Annotated in this window: 12 protein-coding genes; 5 read left to right on the top strand and 7 right to left on the bottom strand. The window is 69.0% G+C overall.

All coding sequences use genetic code 11. From position 1 onward, the window contains the following. Positions 1–59: 59 nt before the first annotated feature. The 5 genes from ACFRFC_RS14860 (at position 60) to ACFRFC_RS14840 (ending at position 4,596) form a co-directional block, all read left to right on the top strand. Positions 60–1,310, top strand: coding sequence for a cytidylyltransferase domain-containing protein (locus ACFRFC_RS14860; RefSeq protein ID WP_382680515.1), 1,251 nt, complete (start codon positions 60–62; stop codon positions 1,308–1,310). A gap of 30 nt (positions 1,311–1,340) precedes the next feature. Continuing rightward, positions 1,341–2,300, top strand: coding sequence for an N-acetylneuraminate synthase family protein (locus ACFRFC_RS14855; RefSeq protein ID WP_382680516.1), 960 nt, complete (start codon positions 1,341–1,343; stop codon positions 2,298–2,300). Positions 2,301–2,358: 58 nt separating this feature from the next. After that, entirely contained in the window at positions 2,359–3,444 is a 1,086-nt protein-coding gene (locus tag ACFRFC_RS14850; RefSeq protein WP_382680517.1) for a hypothetical protein, read from the top strand. A gap of 237 nt (positions 3,445–3,681) precedes the next feature. Then, positions 3,682–3,909 (top strand): response regulator transcription factor, encoded by a 228-nt coding sequence (locus tag ACFRFC_RS14845; protein WP_382680518.1) that lies wholly within the window; start codon positions 3,682–3,684, stop codon positions 3,907–3,909. A gap of 81 nt (positions 3,910–3,990) precedes the next feature. Beyond that, positions 3,991–4,596 carry a response regulator transcription factor gene (locus ACFRFC_RS14840; protein ID WP_382680519.1) on the top strand — a complete coding sequence of 202 codons (606 nt, stop codon included), beginning with the start codon at positions 3,991–3,993 and terminating at the stop codon, positions 4,594–4,596. Between the two features lie 30 nt (positions 4,597–4,626). Here ACFRFC_RS14840 and ACFRFC_RS14835 read toward each other — a convergent pair whose 3' ends face one another. The 7 genes from ACFRFC_RS14835 to ACFRFC_RS14805 form a co-directional block, all read right to left on the bottom strand. Beyond that, the gene (locus tag ACFRFC_RS14835) at positions 4,627–5,910 is read right to left on the bottom strand and encodes an ABC transporter permease (protein WP_382680520.1); all 1,284 of its coding nucleotides are present in this window, start codon (positions 5,908–5,910) and stop codon (positions 4,627–4,629) included. Next, positions 5,907–6,731, bottom strand: coding sequence for an ABC transporter ATP-binding protein (locus ACFRFC_RS14830; protein WP_382680629.1), 825 nt, complete (start codon positions 6,729–6,731; stop codon positions 5,907–5,909). Before ACFRFC_RS14830 ends, ACFRFC_RS14835 begins: the two co-directional genes overlap by 4 nt. 14 nt (positions 6,732–6,745) lie before the next feature. After that, positions 6,746–8,008, bottom strand: coding sequence for a peptidoglycan-binding protein (locus ACFRFC_RS14825; RefSeq protein ID WP_382680521.1), 1,263 nt, complete (start codon positions 8,006–8,008; stop codon positions 6,746–6,748). A gap of 78 nt (positions 8,009–8,086) precedes the next feature. Then, complete coding sequence (locus ACFRFC_RS14820; RefSeq protein ID WP_382680522.1) at positions 8,087–9,028, bottom strand: hypothetical protein; 942 nt, start codon at positions 9,026–9,028, stop codon at positions 8,087–8,089. A gap of 105 nt (positions 9,029–9,133) precedes the next feature. After that, positions 9,134–9,535, bottom strand: coding sequence for a hypothetical protein (locus ACFRFC_RS14815; protein ID WP_382680523.1), 402 nt, complete (start codon positions 9,533–9,535; stop codon positions 9,134–9,136). Between the two features lie 123 nt (positions 9,536–9,658). Continuing rightward, positions 9,659–11,191, bottom strand: coding sequence for a glycosyltransferase family 39 protein (locus ACFRFC_RS14810; RefSeq protein ID WP_382680524.1), 1,533 nt, complete (start codon positions 11,189–11,191; stop codon positions 9,659–9,661). A gap of 161 nt (positions 11,192–11,352) precedes the next feature. Next, entirely contained in the window at positions 11,353–13,476 is a 2,124-nt protein-coding gene (locus ACFRFC_RS14805; protein ID WP_382680525.1) for an acyltransferase family protein, read from the bottom strand. Positions 13,477–13,487: the final 11 nt, after the last annotated feature.

Genomic DNA, 13,487 nt, shown 5'->3' with positions numbered 1-13,487 from the left:
GCCGTGAGCCGCACCGAAGGGGAGCCGTGAGCCGCACCGAACAAGGAGTGACACCCATCATGTCCCACCCCCAGACGGGCAACGGCGCGACGCTGCGCCGGGTGCTCGCGGTGATCCCCGCCCGCGGCGGCTCCAAGGGCGTGCCCGCGAAGAACCTCGCCTCCGTCGGCGGCGTCCCGCTGGTCGCCCGCGCGGTCCGCGAATGCGTCGGCGCCCGGCTGGTCACCGACGTCGTGGTCTCCACCGACGACCAGGCCATCGCCGCCGCCGCCCGCCAGGCCGGCGCCGAGGTGGTGCTGCGCCCCGCCGCCATCGCCGGGGACACCGCCACCTCCGAGGCGGCCGTGCTGCACGCCATGAACGCCCACGAGGCGCTGCACGGCGCCCCCGTCGACGTCGTCCTGCTCGTCCAGTGCACCAGCCCCTTCCTCCTCCGCGAGGACATCGACGGGGTGGCCGGCGCGATCGTGGACAACGGCGCCGACACCGCCGTCACCGTCGCCCCCTACCACGGCTTCCTGTGGCGCAACGCCGACGACGAGGCGTCCGACCTGGGCGCCGAACCCACCGGCGGCTACGGCGTCAACCACGACAAGTCCTTCCGGCCGCGCCGGCAGGACCGCCCCCAGGACTTCCTGGAGACCGGCGCCGCCTACGCCATGGCCGCACCCGGCTTCCGCACCCACCAGCACCGCTTCTTCGGCCGCACCGAACTGGTGCGCACCGACCCCGCCCGGGTGCTGGAGATCGACGACCCGCACGAGCTGGCCCGCGCCCGCGCGCTCGCCACGATCTTCGACGCCGACCGGCCCGGCACCCTGCCGACCGCCGACGACATCGACGCGGTCGTCCTCGACTTCGACGGCACCCAGACCGACGACCGGGTGCTGATCGACTCCGAGGGCCGGGAGTTCGTCGCCGTGCACCGCGGCGACGGCCTCGGCGTCGCCGCCCTGCGCAAAAGCGGCCTGAAGCTGCTGGTCCTGTCCACGGAACAGAACCCCGTCGTCGCCGCCCGCGCCCGGAAGCTGAAGGTTCCCGTGCTGCACGGCATCGACCGCAAGGACCTCGCCCTCAAGCAGTGGTGCGAGGAACAGGCCATCGCACCGGAGCGCGTGCTCTACGTCGGCAACGACGTCAACGACCTGCCGTGCTTCGCCCTCGTCGGCTGGCCGGTGGCGGTCGCGAGCGCCCACGACGTCGTCCGCGGCGCCGCCCGCGCGGTCACCTCCCTGCCCGGCGGTGACGGCGCGATCCGGGAGATCGCCGGATGGCTCCTCGGCCCCTCTCTCGACACCCTCGACAAGTGACAACGTGACAGTTAAGGACACCCCCGAGTCATGAGCAACTCCTTCCCCCACCCCCACTCGCACTCCCGCGTCCGCTCCTTCGGCGCCCGCGAGGTCGGCCCCGGCAAGCCCGTCTACGTCTGCGGCGAGATCGGCATCAACCACAACGGTGACCTGGAGAACGCCTTCAAGCTGATCGACGCGGCCGCCGAGGCCGGCTGTGACGCGGTCAAGTTCCAGAAGCGCACCCCGGAGATCTGCACCCCGCGCGACCAGTGGGACATCGAGCGCGACACCCCCTGGGGCCGGATGACCTACATCGACTACCGCCACCGCGTGGAGTTCGGCGAGGCCGAGTACCGCCGGATCGACGAGCACTGCAAGGAGAAGGGGATCGCCTGGTTCGCCTCCCCGTGGGACACGGAGGCCGTCGCCTTCCTGGAGAAGTTCGACGTCCCCGCCCACAAGGTGGCCTCCGCCTCCCTCACCGACGACGAGCTGCTGCGCGCCCTGCGCGCCACCGGCCGCGCGGTGATCCTCTCCACCGGCATGTCCACCCCCCGCCAGATCCGCCACGCGGTGGAGGTCCTGGGCTCGGACAACATCCTGCTGTGCCACGCCACCTCCACCTACCCCGCGAAGGCGGAGGAGCTGAACCTCCGGGTGATCAACACCCTGGAGAAGGAGTACCCGAACGTCCCGATCGGCTACTCCGGCCACGAGACCGGCCTCCAGACCACCCTCGCCGCCGTCGCCCTCGGCGCCACGTTCGTCGAGCGCCACATCACCCTGGACCGCGCGATGTGGGGCTCCGACCAGGCCGCCTCCGTCGAACCGCAGGGCCTGACCCGCCTGGTCCGCGACATCCGCACCATCGAGGCGTCGCTGGGCAACGGCATCAAGCAGGTCTACGACTCGGAGCTGGGCCCGATGAAGAAGCTGCGCCGCGTCCAGGGCGTGGTGGCCGAGGCGGAGATCGCGGCGGCGGCCGGCGAGCCCGTCCAGGTCTGAAGCCCTCCCCCTTCCCCTCCTGTTGTCTCTCCCTCCTGAACGGGACGGTCGTACGAGGATGAGCCCCCGCGCCGAAGTGCCCGGCCCCCGCTCCGCAGAGCAGCCGCACCGCACCCTCGCGTTCGTCGAGAGCCCGGTGCAGCTCCTGAACGTCCTGGAGTGGGCGCACACGCACACCCCCGGCGCGGGCCTCACCCTCGTGGTCCTCTCGCCCCTCGACCCGATGACCCGCGGCCAGCTGCGCCGGATGTCGGAGCTGGCCCGCGAGGAGGGTTACGAGGTGCGCTGGGAGGAGGCGCGCGGCGGCAGCATGGCCCCCTTCCAGACGGTCGGCGGCCTGCTGGGCATCCTGCGCCGCGCCGACCGGATCGTCATGGGCGACCCGTTCTCCCGCTACGTACAACTGCTGCTCACCATCACCTCCGCCCGGGACCTCGTCGTCGTGGACGACGGCACGGCCACGATGGAGTTCGTCACCCAACTGGCCCGCGGTGAGCGCCTGGTGCGCTGGCACCGCAAGGGCAGCCGGCAGAGCCCGCGCGATCTGCTCTTCGCCCCGGTGTCCTCGGCGGCGAGACGCCGGCTGACCCCCCGACCCGGCCGCCAGGTCGAGATCTTCTCCTCCATGCCCATGGAGGAGACCCCCGAGGGCGTCACCGTCTCCTCCAACGACTTCTCCTGGACCCGCGCCCGCTTCGGCCCCCCGCGCATCACCAAGGGCGCCGACATGGTGGGCACCTCCCTGGTCGAGACGGGGGTCGTGGACGGCGAGCGCTATCTGGACGCGGTCCGCACCCTCGCCAAGACCCATGGCGCGACCCGCTACTTCGCCCACCGCCGCGAGAGCACCGAGAAACTCCACCGGCTGCACGCGGAAACGGGCCTGGAGATCGTCCGCCCCGAACTCCCCCTCGAACTCATCGCCCGCCGCGGCCCGGTGGGCCGCACCATCCTCAGCTTCCCCTCCACGGTCGTCCACACCCTCCCCCTGGCCCTCGCCGGTACGGAGGTCAAGGTCGCGGTGTGCGACATCGACCCGGAATGGCTCACCCGCAACGCGTCCCCCCGGGCGCAGGGGTTCTTGTCGGGGGTGACGGGGACGGCGCGGGATGTGCATCGGTTGTCGGCGGTGCGGGCGGTCTAGGAATGTGTGGGCGGTGCGGTTCATTCAGCGCCGTCAATTCATCTGCGGGGAGATAATCCCCCCATGTGGAATTATCCATTCCCTTGGCTTGAAGAAAGTTTCTGCGCGTCGTAAATACGACAGGCGCCTTGCGTGCATATGTCTTGATTCGTGAGTCTTGTGGGGCTGTTGCCGCACACGAGACATTCTTAGGATTCTTAGGAGTCGTTACGACCGGCTATCAACGGGGGTTGACGCATGCCGTTCTCGGCGCCATCGATCGACGACGCGGAACGCACGATTTTAAGTCTTCTCTATCAGGGACTGAGTGACGCGACAATTGCCAGGCATCTCGGTGTCAGTCATCGAACTGTGCAGCGTCGCGTCGGGGATATAATGTCTCGCCTTCAGGTCACCGGGCGCGTTGCGCTCGGCGCCAGGGCGCAGGAGCTGGGCCTGTTTCGAGGTATCCAGCGGTCGGCCTAGCCACCTTCAACTCCGGTTGCGACTTCCACACGTTCCTCCCGGACGGCAGTGTCGAGCCTGTGACTTGACGAGGGGGTAGGCATGGATGTGCGGCTGCTTCTCGGCGATCCCGTGAACAGACGTCGAATGATCGTGGAATTAAATGACGGTGAGTGGAGAAATGGAAACTCAATAGCAGGTGGGCCCGGCGGCCGCTCGGTCATTGTCGCGGATGGAATCGGTCTGCCGGCGGCGGACGGCCCGGACCTCGGTCGATCAGCACTCGTCTTCGTCTGCGCGGACGCGAAGGACCCCATGATTCCCGATGTGCTGTCACGAGGCGCCGCGGCCTTGGTCAGCCGGGAGGACGCCGTCGGGATCTGGCGTACCGCGGTGCGGGAAGTCGCTGGTGGGAGCAACTGGATATCTCCCAAGGTGGCAACCCTATTCCTGGAAACCGGCAAGTCGTTCGGTGCCGCACTCGACTTCACCGGCGTCGAGCATCTGACCGACGCACAGCGGCAGGTCATCGTCCTCATGGTCACGGGAATGACACGTGCCGAGGCGGCGGAGACGTTGTTCATCCAGGAATCCACGGCCGCCTATCACGTCCGCCGCGGACTTCAGCGACTGGGATGCGCGAACATTCGAGAACTCCAGGCACGCATCATCAAGGAAGGAATGTGCTGCGGACCCAGCCTGTGCTGAAGTGACATGGGAGCGCTCCGCCGCGTCCGATCAGCGGCGGAGCGCTTCGACGGGTTCGATACGGGACGCGCGCCACGCGGGGTACAGGCCCGCGATCAGGCCGGTGACCGCACCGACCAGCGGAGCGGGCAGCACTGTCATGGGCTCAAGGATCGGCGTCCATTGCTCGGCAGCCGCCACCGCGACCACGACGGCCACGCCGATGCCCGTTCCCATCAGCCCGCCCAGCATTCCGAGAGCGGCGGATTCCGACAGGAACTGCGCGGCGATGTGCCGGCCGCGGGCACCCAGGCTGCGCCGGAGCCCGATCTCGGGTGTGCGCTCCAGAACGGCGACGAGGGTGGTGTTGGCGATTCCCACGGCGCCGATGACGAGACAGATGGCCGCCAGCGCGAGGAAGAGGCTGCCCAGATCGGTATCGACCTGCTCCCTCAACTGCTTGGGGTCCGGCGGCACCGTCACCTTGAACCGCTCCGGCTGATCCGGCCGCAGTGCCAACGCCGCCTGCCCACCGATCAGCTTGGCCGCCCCCAGCCTGGTTTCGATCAGTACTTTGGCAGTGCTGCCGTCACCGCCGCCCGGCTCTCCCCAGAGCAGTTCCGCAGTGCTGTCGGGAACGATGACCGACAGCATGTTCTCGGGCTGCCGTTGCACATCGTCGATGATTCCGACGACGGTCAGTGCCACATCTCCCACGAAGATCGCCTGCGGGGTGTCCAGCCGGGTGATCCCGAGCCGGGTGGCAGCCGCCTTCCCGAGCACGCACACCCGCAAGGCCCGGCTCTGATGGAAGCTGTCGTACAGCCGTCCGGACGACACGGAGGCGTGCACCGCCTCCAGGTAGCCGGGCGAGGCCGCCAGCACGGTCAGGGGCTGCCCGCCCTCGGCGTCCATGGAAGGTGGCCGCGCCGACACCATCGCCCCCTGACCGTCCGCCCCGCCGGCACCGGTCACCGTCCAGTACACCCCGGCCGACTGCACGCCGTTCAGCGCGGTCAGCCGCCGCTCGGTGTCGGCCGGGAACGGGGCATCGGCCGTCGACGGGTCGGCGGGAGCGTCCTCCACCGTCACCTCGGTCGCCGCCAGTGCGGTGAAGCGCTGGGATATCTGCCCCGAGGTGGTCGAGGTCAGCCCGAGCACCGCCACGAACGCGGCCACCCCCAGCAGCGTCCCCAGTACCGTCAGCGCTGCTCGGGCGGGGCGGTTCAGCAAGGCCCCCAATGCCTCGTGCACCGCGTCGGACACGCTCAGCCGGGTCGGTTCCACCACGCGGGACGCCCGCCGCCACGGCCGCGGGACACGGGCCGCCCTCATCGCCCCACCCCGGCCGCCTCGAACGCCGTACCGCCGTCCGCCGGCCGGGCCGGGCCTTCGCTCCCGCTCCCGACGGTCTGCACGGCCGACGCCGTGAGGCTCGCCGGGTCCGCCTCCCGTACCGTGCCGTCGCGGATCACGATCGCCCGTTGGCCGAGCGCCGCCACCCCCGGATCGTGTGTCACCACCAGCACCGTGAAACCGCTCGCGTGCAGTTCGTGCAGCAACCGGAGCACGGTGCGCGCGGTGGCGGTGTCGAGATTGCCGGTCGGTTCGTCGCACAGCAGCAGGCTCGGCCGGTTGACGAGAGCCCGGGCTATGGCGACCCGCTGCCGCTCACCGCCCGACAGCCGTCCGGTCAGCGCGTCCATACGATGGGCCAGCCCGACTCGCTCAAGTGTCTCGGCCGCGAGCCCACGTCGCTTCCTGCGCGAGACGCCCGTGTAGAGCAGCGACAGGACGACATTGTCGATCGCGGACCGATGCGACAGCAGGTGGAACGACTGGAAGACGAACCCGATCCGCCGCCCGCGCAACGCGGTACGGTCCCGCTCGCTCAACCCCACCGTGTCGATGCCGTCCAGCCGGTACACGCCCTCGGACGGCCGGTCCAGCAGCCCCGCCACGTTCAGGAACGTCGACTTTCCGGAGCCGGACGGGCCTACGACCGTGACGAACTCGCCCCTGCCGATGGTGAGGTCGGCGGACCGCAGCGCCCGCACCGGAGGCGGCCCCGGAAACGTCCGGCCCACTCCGGCGAACTCGATCACCGCCGGCGCCGCGCTCCCCGGCCCGGTCCCGACGCTCACCGCGGGGCCCATGTCATCCACGCCGGTCACTTGCCGACCACCACCCGGTCGCCCTCGGCGAGGCCGTCGCCCCGGACCTCGACGTACCCGGCCGCCGACGCGCCCGCGGTCACCGGAACGGGACGACGGCTGCCGTCGGACAGCAACTCGATCACCTGCGTCGAACCGTCCGCCGTGGCGTAGACCGCCGACGCGGGCACGACCAGAACCTCTCCGTCCGTCGACGCCGCCTCGATCGTCAACCGGACGTCCTGGCCGGAGAATTGCGCGGACAACGGCTTCACCCCCCTCACGACGACCGGATGACCCGGCTGCGCCTCGGCGGTGTCCCCCGTGTCCGCGGCGGAGTCGTCCTCCTCACTCGCGCCGCCGGCCGAGTACGCGCCGATCGAGGTGAGTCGGCCGGTCGCCTGTAGTTCCGTCTCCTCCGAGAGGATCTGCACGTCCATCTCTTCCTTCACCAGCTTCCGGTCCGCCGCGGGCAGCGTCCCCCGCACCACGAGGTCTCCCACCGACAGCGTGAGCACGCTGCCGGTGACCTCCGTGCCAAGACCCGCTCCGGACGTCGCGACGAGTGCGGGGAGCGACGGGACGAACGCCACCTCACCGGCCCTGAGCCAGTACCTGGTGCGCTCCACCGGCTCCTGGGGGACGGGCTCCTCGGTGGCCGGCAGGCCACCTGCCGGGTCCGGGGCTGCCGTCGGCTCCGGCTCCGGCTCCTGCTCCGGTGCCGACGGCTGTTCGACGGTCTCGGTCCGCGTCGGCGGTGCGTACCCGCGGTCCTCGTACAACTCCTTGACGGCCATCTCCGTGGACGGCCCGTAGGTCCCCTCCTCGTCCGTCACCGAGTAGCCCAGTTCACGCAGCGCGGACTGGAGTTGCTCGACATCCGGCCCCGCCATCCCCGGCTGAATGTCCCGGTACAGCGGAATCGGTCCCGGAAGCGCGATCACCGGCCGTCCGGAGATCTCCGCCACCACCGTTCCCGCTCGTACGGACTGTCCCTGCTTCACCGGTAGCCGCGTCACGACGGCCTTGGCGTCCTCCGCGGCCGGGGGCATCACCTCGACCGTCCGGTCCGGCGCCACCGTGCCGCGCAGCACAACGGTCTGCGACAGCACCCGCCGCTCGACCTCCGCCGTCACCACCGACGGGGTGGGCGCCGCCGCCTCGGCCGCCGCCTGTGCCGGTGACTTCACCAAGGTCGACGCGCCCAGCCCGCCCACGGACAGGCCGACAGCGCCGGTCACGGCCACCAGCAGCAGCCACCGGCGCCGCCGCAGTGGCACCGGCGCCCCGTTTCCCTCCAACGTGACCGGTTCGGATCGCTCAAGATCAGACACAACACGTCCCTGGGTGGCCTTCAGCTATGCAACGGGCTCACCGGCGATAGTCGCGGTGGCTCGTCTCAGCTGCTCGTCGTAGTCCTTCTGGAACTGGTCCAGCGCTTCGGCGTTCTCCTCGATGAGCGCCATCTGGTATTCCGTGGTGGCCTGTGTCATGACGCCGAGGTAGTTGGCCTGCTCCTTGCACTTCACATCGGCCGTCGCCACGTGGACTTCGCCCGGTTGGGGCACCGTTCCCTCCTGCCAGCGCGGGTCGTTCGCGGCCTGTGCGGGTGTGTCGTATCGATGCCCTGCCTGCTGCATGCACGAACTCCAGGAACCCTCCATGGCGAGCACCCGTGAATCCTGCGCGGTCTTCTCGTTCGCCTGGTATCGCAGCCCCTGCACGAAATAGATGTCCGGTGGGACCGAGCCGGACGAGGAATCAGCCTCCTGTCCTTCGCCGACGGGCAGGGTGGAGAGGGTCTCGAATGCCTTCTCGCGGCAGCCGCCGTCCGGAATCTGCTTGCCCTGGTAGGTGTTCGACCCTGCGCCGCCGTACACCATTTTCTCATCCGCTGTGGGTTTCCAGCCGCTTTCCTCGGCAGCCGCCTCGGCCTGTTCCTGTGCGGCGTACACCTCCGGCGCTGAGTGATAGCCGTGGTCCGCCGCGAGTTTCGCATCGCTCAGCAGAAAGCGATCTGTCCGATACGGGTCCCCGGCACTCGCTGTCTGAGTCCCGGTGTCGAATGTCAGCCCGAAGCTCTGCATGCATTCCAGGATGAGCTGGCCGCGTGCCCTGGTGAGCAGAGCGTCCTGTTCAGGGGTGGGATAGTAGGACTCCAGCGGAAGCTCGACGTCTTGCTCCGCGGCCGGCGTGGTGAGCGGTGCCGCGGGCCTGTCGTCATCTCCGCCACCCGGCATCAGACCACAGCCGGAGACGGCGCCCGCGAGAACAAGGATTGCTGCGGCTTTTCTCAGCACCTTCGATGAAACCCCTCGATCCGCAACTCCTGGCGGCGGTACGCACATTCTCCGGCGTACCGCCGCCAGAAGCTGATCGGTCAATTGCCCTCGGCGGTGCCGCCGTCAGCTGTAGATGTGGCCACCAGCCAGGTTGTTGAACCCGTAGTTATTCAGGTTGGTGATGGTGGCGTAAGGAGCAACGTAGAGGTCCCAGCCGCTGTACGACGCGCTGGTGCAACCGCTCTCCTGAGTACCGTTGAAGAGGTAGTCACCACGGCTGTCCCAGCTGTCGATGGAGGTGATGTCGTTGTTCACCACCTCCGAGTTGGAGAAGTAGTCGTTCGCCCAGTTGCAGTCGACGCCGTCCTCGCGCAGGACGCCGTAATTGCCGTCGTCCCTCCCGAAGTTGAGGGAATCGTAGTAGTTGGTGTAAGCGCTGGCGGTACCGCCGCCCGCGGCGATGACTCCGCCGACAGCGATGGCCACAAAGGCCGAGCGCAGTGCCCGGACCTGAATTCTTGCCATGTGTGTCTTTCCTCTCGCCTCAAGCCGGCCCAGCTCGAATCACGGATTACACTGCGGGATGGGCCGACGACGATCTCGGATGCCTTGAACAATAGGCACCGCAATCCCCGCCCGGTACTCACCTCAGGGAGAGTTCGTGTTCTTGCGGACGTACAGGGAGACCCGCAGACCGGTCACCTCACGCATCCACGTCCGGCGGTACTCGTCCCGCAGCACCTGTTCCTTGACCTGCCACGCGGCGCTGGTGTCCGCAGTCACTCCGGATCGGTCGAGGACCCAGATCCGGTCATGGCCGAGCAGCAGCCGCCGTATGTCGTGGGCAGGGGCCTCCTGTCCGGAAAGGTTTCCGGCATCCGCTGGCGTAGTCACTTGCAGTACATCACTGACCAGGGAGAATTCACGTCGGTAGACAGAGGTGAGGCCGCGCTTGGTCGCCGGCCTGAACACCACCGCGTCGCCGCTCCGGGCGAATGCGCCGATCAGCTCGGCCGCGGCGGTCTGGTCGTCGTTACGGGAGGTGGCGGTGCGCTCCGTCAGCTGGCCTGGCAGATGCAGCACCAGCAGCGCGGCAATCAGGACGAGCCCGAAGCCGACGACCGGCCGTCCACCGCGGCGGACGTTCAGGCGCCGGGGCAGCCGCCGTGCCGCGGCTCGGGCGACGGTATCGATCCCGGCCGCGGCGAGGAGCGCCAGGGCGGGCAGTGAGTGCAGCACATAGCGCGGGTGGAAAGCCGGCTGGAAGAACGAGTACGTCAGCAGCACGGCCGAAGGAACGACAAGCCACGGCAGCGCGAGCACACGTATCCCGGCCGGGCCCCGTATGCCGACGATCACCAGTGCCGATATGAGAGCGCCCGCGGCGATACCCGGCCCGATGAACTCGTGGACGAGGAAGCCGACGCTCTTCACACTGGTCGGATCGAGCCTGCCGACCTGGCCCGCCTGCCGCCGGGCGAGCAGCCCGAAAGGCAGTACACACAGGGCGACGGCCAGGGCGGCCATCAGCCAGCGACGTGCGGTCCGCCACGGTGCGCGGGCCGCCGCCAGACAGACCCCGTGCGGGAGCAGGATCAGTACCGCGAACAGATGCAGCCCGGTCGCCAGGATCACCGCGGCGGCGTAGCCGGCCCACCGCGCGGCCGACGGCTTCTCCACGGCGCGCAGGAAGAGCAGCGACGCGAGCACCACGGCGGCCGTCACCAGGGCGTACGACCGCCCTTCCTGGGCGTAGTGCGAGGCGAGCGGGGAAAGAGCGAGAACCAGTCCCGCCAGCACACCCGTCCGTGCCCCGGCGAGCCTGCGCCCGATCGCCGCGGTGCCCGCGACGGCGAGCGTCATTCCGAGGACCGAGGGCAGCCTCAGCAGGACCGCGTCGCCCTCACCCGGAGGCAGGACGGCGTGCATGAGCAGGTAGTAGAGGCCGTGCACGGCGTCGACCGTGTGGAGCAGCTTCCATAACTCGCCGAATTCGCGGGTGGCGGCCTCGTACGTGGTGATCTCGTCCCACCACATTCCGCGATCGAGTCCCCACACACTCAGGGCCAGCATCACCGCCGCCGGGAGAGCGGGGACCCCGACGGCGATGAACAGGTCGGGCGGCGGTGGCTGGATTGGCGCGGCCTTTTCGGACGGCCTGGTACGCCGGATGGTATTCACGGAAGAACGTCCTAGGAGAGCAGCGGGCTCCTTCACCCAAGGAGCCGGAAACGCCGCCAGGAGTTTGGCACCATATTTTTGTTTCACAGGGGAATCAATGTGGAGATGACCTGAAGCTGAATCTCTGGCCGGAACTTGCCGAACCCGTCGTCGCTCACCGTTCAGCGACTGAGATCCTCCCCGAAGTGGTTGATCAGGTCCTTGCCGAGAACGGGGGCGAGGGCCTCGGCGTAAGCGTCGGACATGTGGCTGTCGTCGCGATAGACCAGGGTGTTGCCCGCGAGTACCGGGCAGGTGCCGGCGCTGGTGCACAGCCAGGGCAGGGGATCGATCACCAGGGCACCGGCCGCCTCCGCCGCGTCCTGGACCGCCTTCCTGCGGGAGGGGTCGTGCACCGCCTCGGGCAACTGGTTCGCGCAGCGGTCCAGTTCCAGTGGATAGGTCGCCGCGCAGTCGACCGCGTCCGATTTCGGCCAGGGGGTGTCGAGCAGCGCGGCGACCCGTGCCCCCGATTCCCCAAGAGCGTCGAAGGTTTCGCGGAATCCATCGGTCCACTGCTGAACGGGATCACCGTCGGGGTACGCCAGATCACTCGCCTCCGAGGATGAAACGATCACCAGCGAGGGCTGAAGGGCCTTAATCTGTGCCATCGCCTCGGTGCGCCATTCGTCGCAGGCCGAATAGGGCTGCCCCTGATAAACAGTGGTCACCATGGCCGCCTTGCACGATGCCTTCGTCAAGGACACCAGTTTCCAATGGTGCGTCAGCGCGAGTTCGTTGAGCCCCGGAAACCACTGGGCGGCGTGGGAGTCACCGAAGAGCACGATGACGTTCTCGGACCGGACGTCGCCGTAGACACACGACGGCGTCTGCGTGCTCTCGTACCCCACATGGCAGCCGTCCCGGTAGACCGCGGACTTCACTTCCTTGACCTCGGTCAGGGCAGGGGTGAGATTGCTGGGCAGGCTTGTACCCGAGGTCTCCAGAAGCTGTTGCAACCGCGGCAGCGGATCCGGGGCGGTCGCCGTCTCCTGCCGGAGTGCGGGCCCCACCTTGCCGGAGTCGATCGGCGGCGGGAAGAAGGACGCCGTCAGGGCCGTCACCGCGGCTGCCGCGGACAGCACCGCGCCGAGCGCCAGCCCGCGGCCGGGTCGGCCGCGCAAGGCCGCGTGGAACCGTACGGGGTTCTCCACCAGATGCAGGGTCGCCCACGCCAGGAGCAGGGCGAGCAGACTGAGCCCCAGGGCCAGCGGGAGGTCCGCGGGCCGGTCCAGGGCCAGCGGGCCGATGACCAGCAACGGCCAGTGCCACAGATACCAGCTGTACGACAGCCCGCCGATCCACACCGCGGGCCGCCGGGCGAGCAGCCACCGGGCGCCGTACGGAGCCGGGTGGCCGCCGCCCGCCAGGACGAGGACGGCTCCGAGCACCGGCAGGAGCGCGTAGGGGCCGGGGAACGGGGTGCCGTCGTCGTACAGGACGGCCGACAGCAGGATGCACAGGACGCCGCCCCAGGCCATCGGCGCGGCGATCCCTGCGGGCAGCCTGCCGAGCCGCGTGGCGAACAGGGCGAGCAGCGCGCCGATGCCCAGTTCCCAGAAACGCGTATGTGTACCGAAGTACGCCCATGACGGCGAACCGCTCGTCGTCAGGACGCTCAGCCCGAGCGAGACCAGGCAGAGCACGATGAGCGGTACGGCCAGGAACCGGCGTCGGCCCATGGCCTGCCAACTGAGCATCAGCAGCAGCGGCCAGAGCAGATAGAACTGCTCCTCCACGGCCAGCGACCAGAAATGCTGGAACGGCGACGGAGGGCTTCCCTCGGCGAGATAGTCGGTGCCGCTCAGCGCATACCGGAAGTTCACCGCGTACAGGGCGCTGCTCAGCGCGTCCCCCGCGTACTCGGTGAAGCGGGCCTTCGACAGGAACAGCCAGGAGCCGGCCAGCGTGGCGACGACCACGAGCGTCGAGGCGGGGAGCAGCCGCAGCGCGCGGCGGGCGTAGAACGTCCGGATCGATATCCGGCCCGTGGTCGACAACTCGCGCAGGAGCGAGGAGGTGATGAGAAAGCCCGAGATGACGAAGAAGACATCGACGCCGACATATCCACCGCTGAAGGGAGGAACGGCGGCATGCGAGAGAACGACCAGCGAGACGGCCACCGCGCGGAGCCCTTGGATATCGGGCCGAAGGTGCTGGAGTGGATGAATTTCTGGTGGACTTGAGGGGGGTGTCGGGGATATGGAGGGTAACGATGCGCGACCCTCGCAGGGTGATGTCTTCAATTCGGTTCCTA

The organism is Streptomyces sp. NPDC056734 (assembly GCF_042790455.1).
In the GTDB taxonomy this organism is placed as follows: domain Bacteria; phylum Actinomycetota; class Actinomycetes; order Streptomycetales; family Streptomycetaceae; genus Streptomyces.
Note: the sequence above shows the minus strand (reverse complement) of the source record. Positions and strands in the feature narration are given on the sequence as shown.

Bases quoted from the DNA above. Each gene is read 5' to 3' on its own strand.
- ACFRFC_RS14830 (WP_382680629.1), bottom strand. From the start codon at position 6,731: ATGGGCCCCGCGGTGAGCGTCGGGACCGGGCCGGGGAGCGCGGCGCCG.
- ACFRFC_RS14845 (WP_382680518.1), top strand. From the start codon at position 3,682: ATGCCGTTCTCGGCGCCATCGATCGACGACGCGGAACGCACGATTTTA.
- ACFRFC_RS14840 (WP_382680519.1), top strand. From the start codon at position 3,991: ATGGATGTGCGGCTGCTTCTCGGCGATCCCGTGAACAGACGTCGAATG.
- ACFRFC_RS14860 (WP_382680515.1), top strand. From the start codon at position 60: ATGTCCCACCCCCAGACGGGCAACGGCGCGACGCTGCGCCGGGTGCTC.
- ACFRFC_RS14835 (WP_382680520.1), bottom strand. From the start codon at position 5,910: ATGAGGGCGGCCCGTGTCCCGCGGCCGTGGCGGCGGGCGTCCCGCGTG.
- ACFRFC_RS14850 (WP_382680517.1), top strand. From the start codon at position 2,359: ATGAGCCCCCGCGCCGAAGTGCCCGGCCCCCGCTCCGCAGAGCAGCCG.
- ACFRFC_RS14855 (WP_382680516.1), top strand. From the start codon at position 1,341: ATGAGCAACTCCTTCCCCCACCCCCACTCGCACTCCCGCGTCCGCTCC.
- ACFRFC_RS14815 (WP_382680523.1), bottom strand. From the start codon at position 9,535: ATGGCAAGAATTCAGGTCCGGGCACTGCGCTCGGCCTTTGTGGCCATC.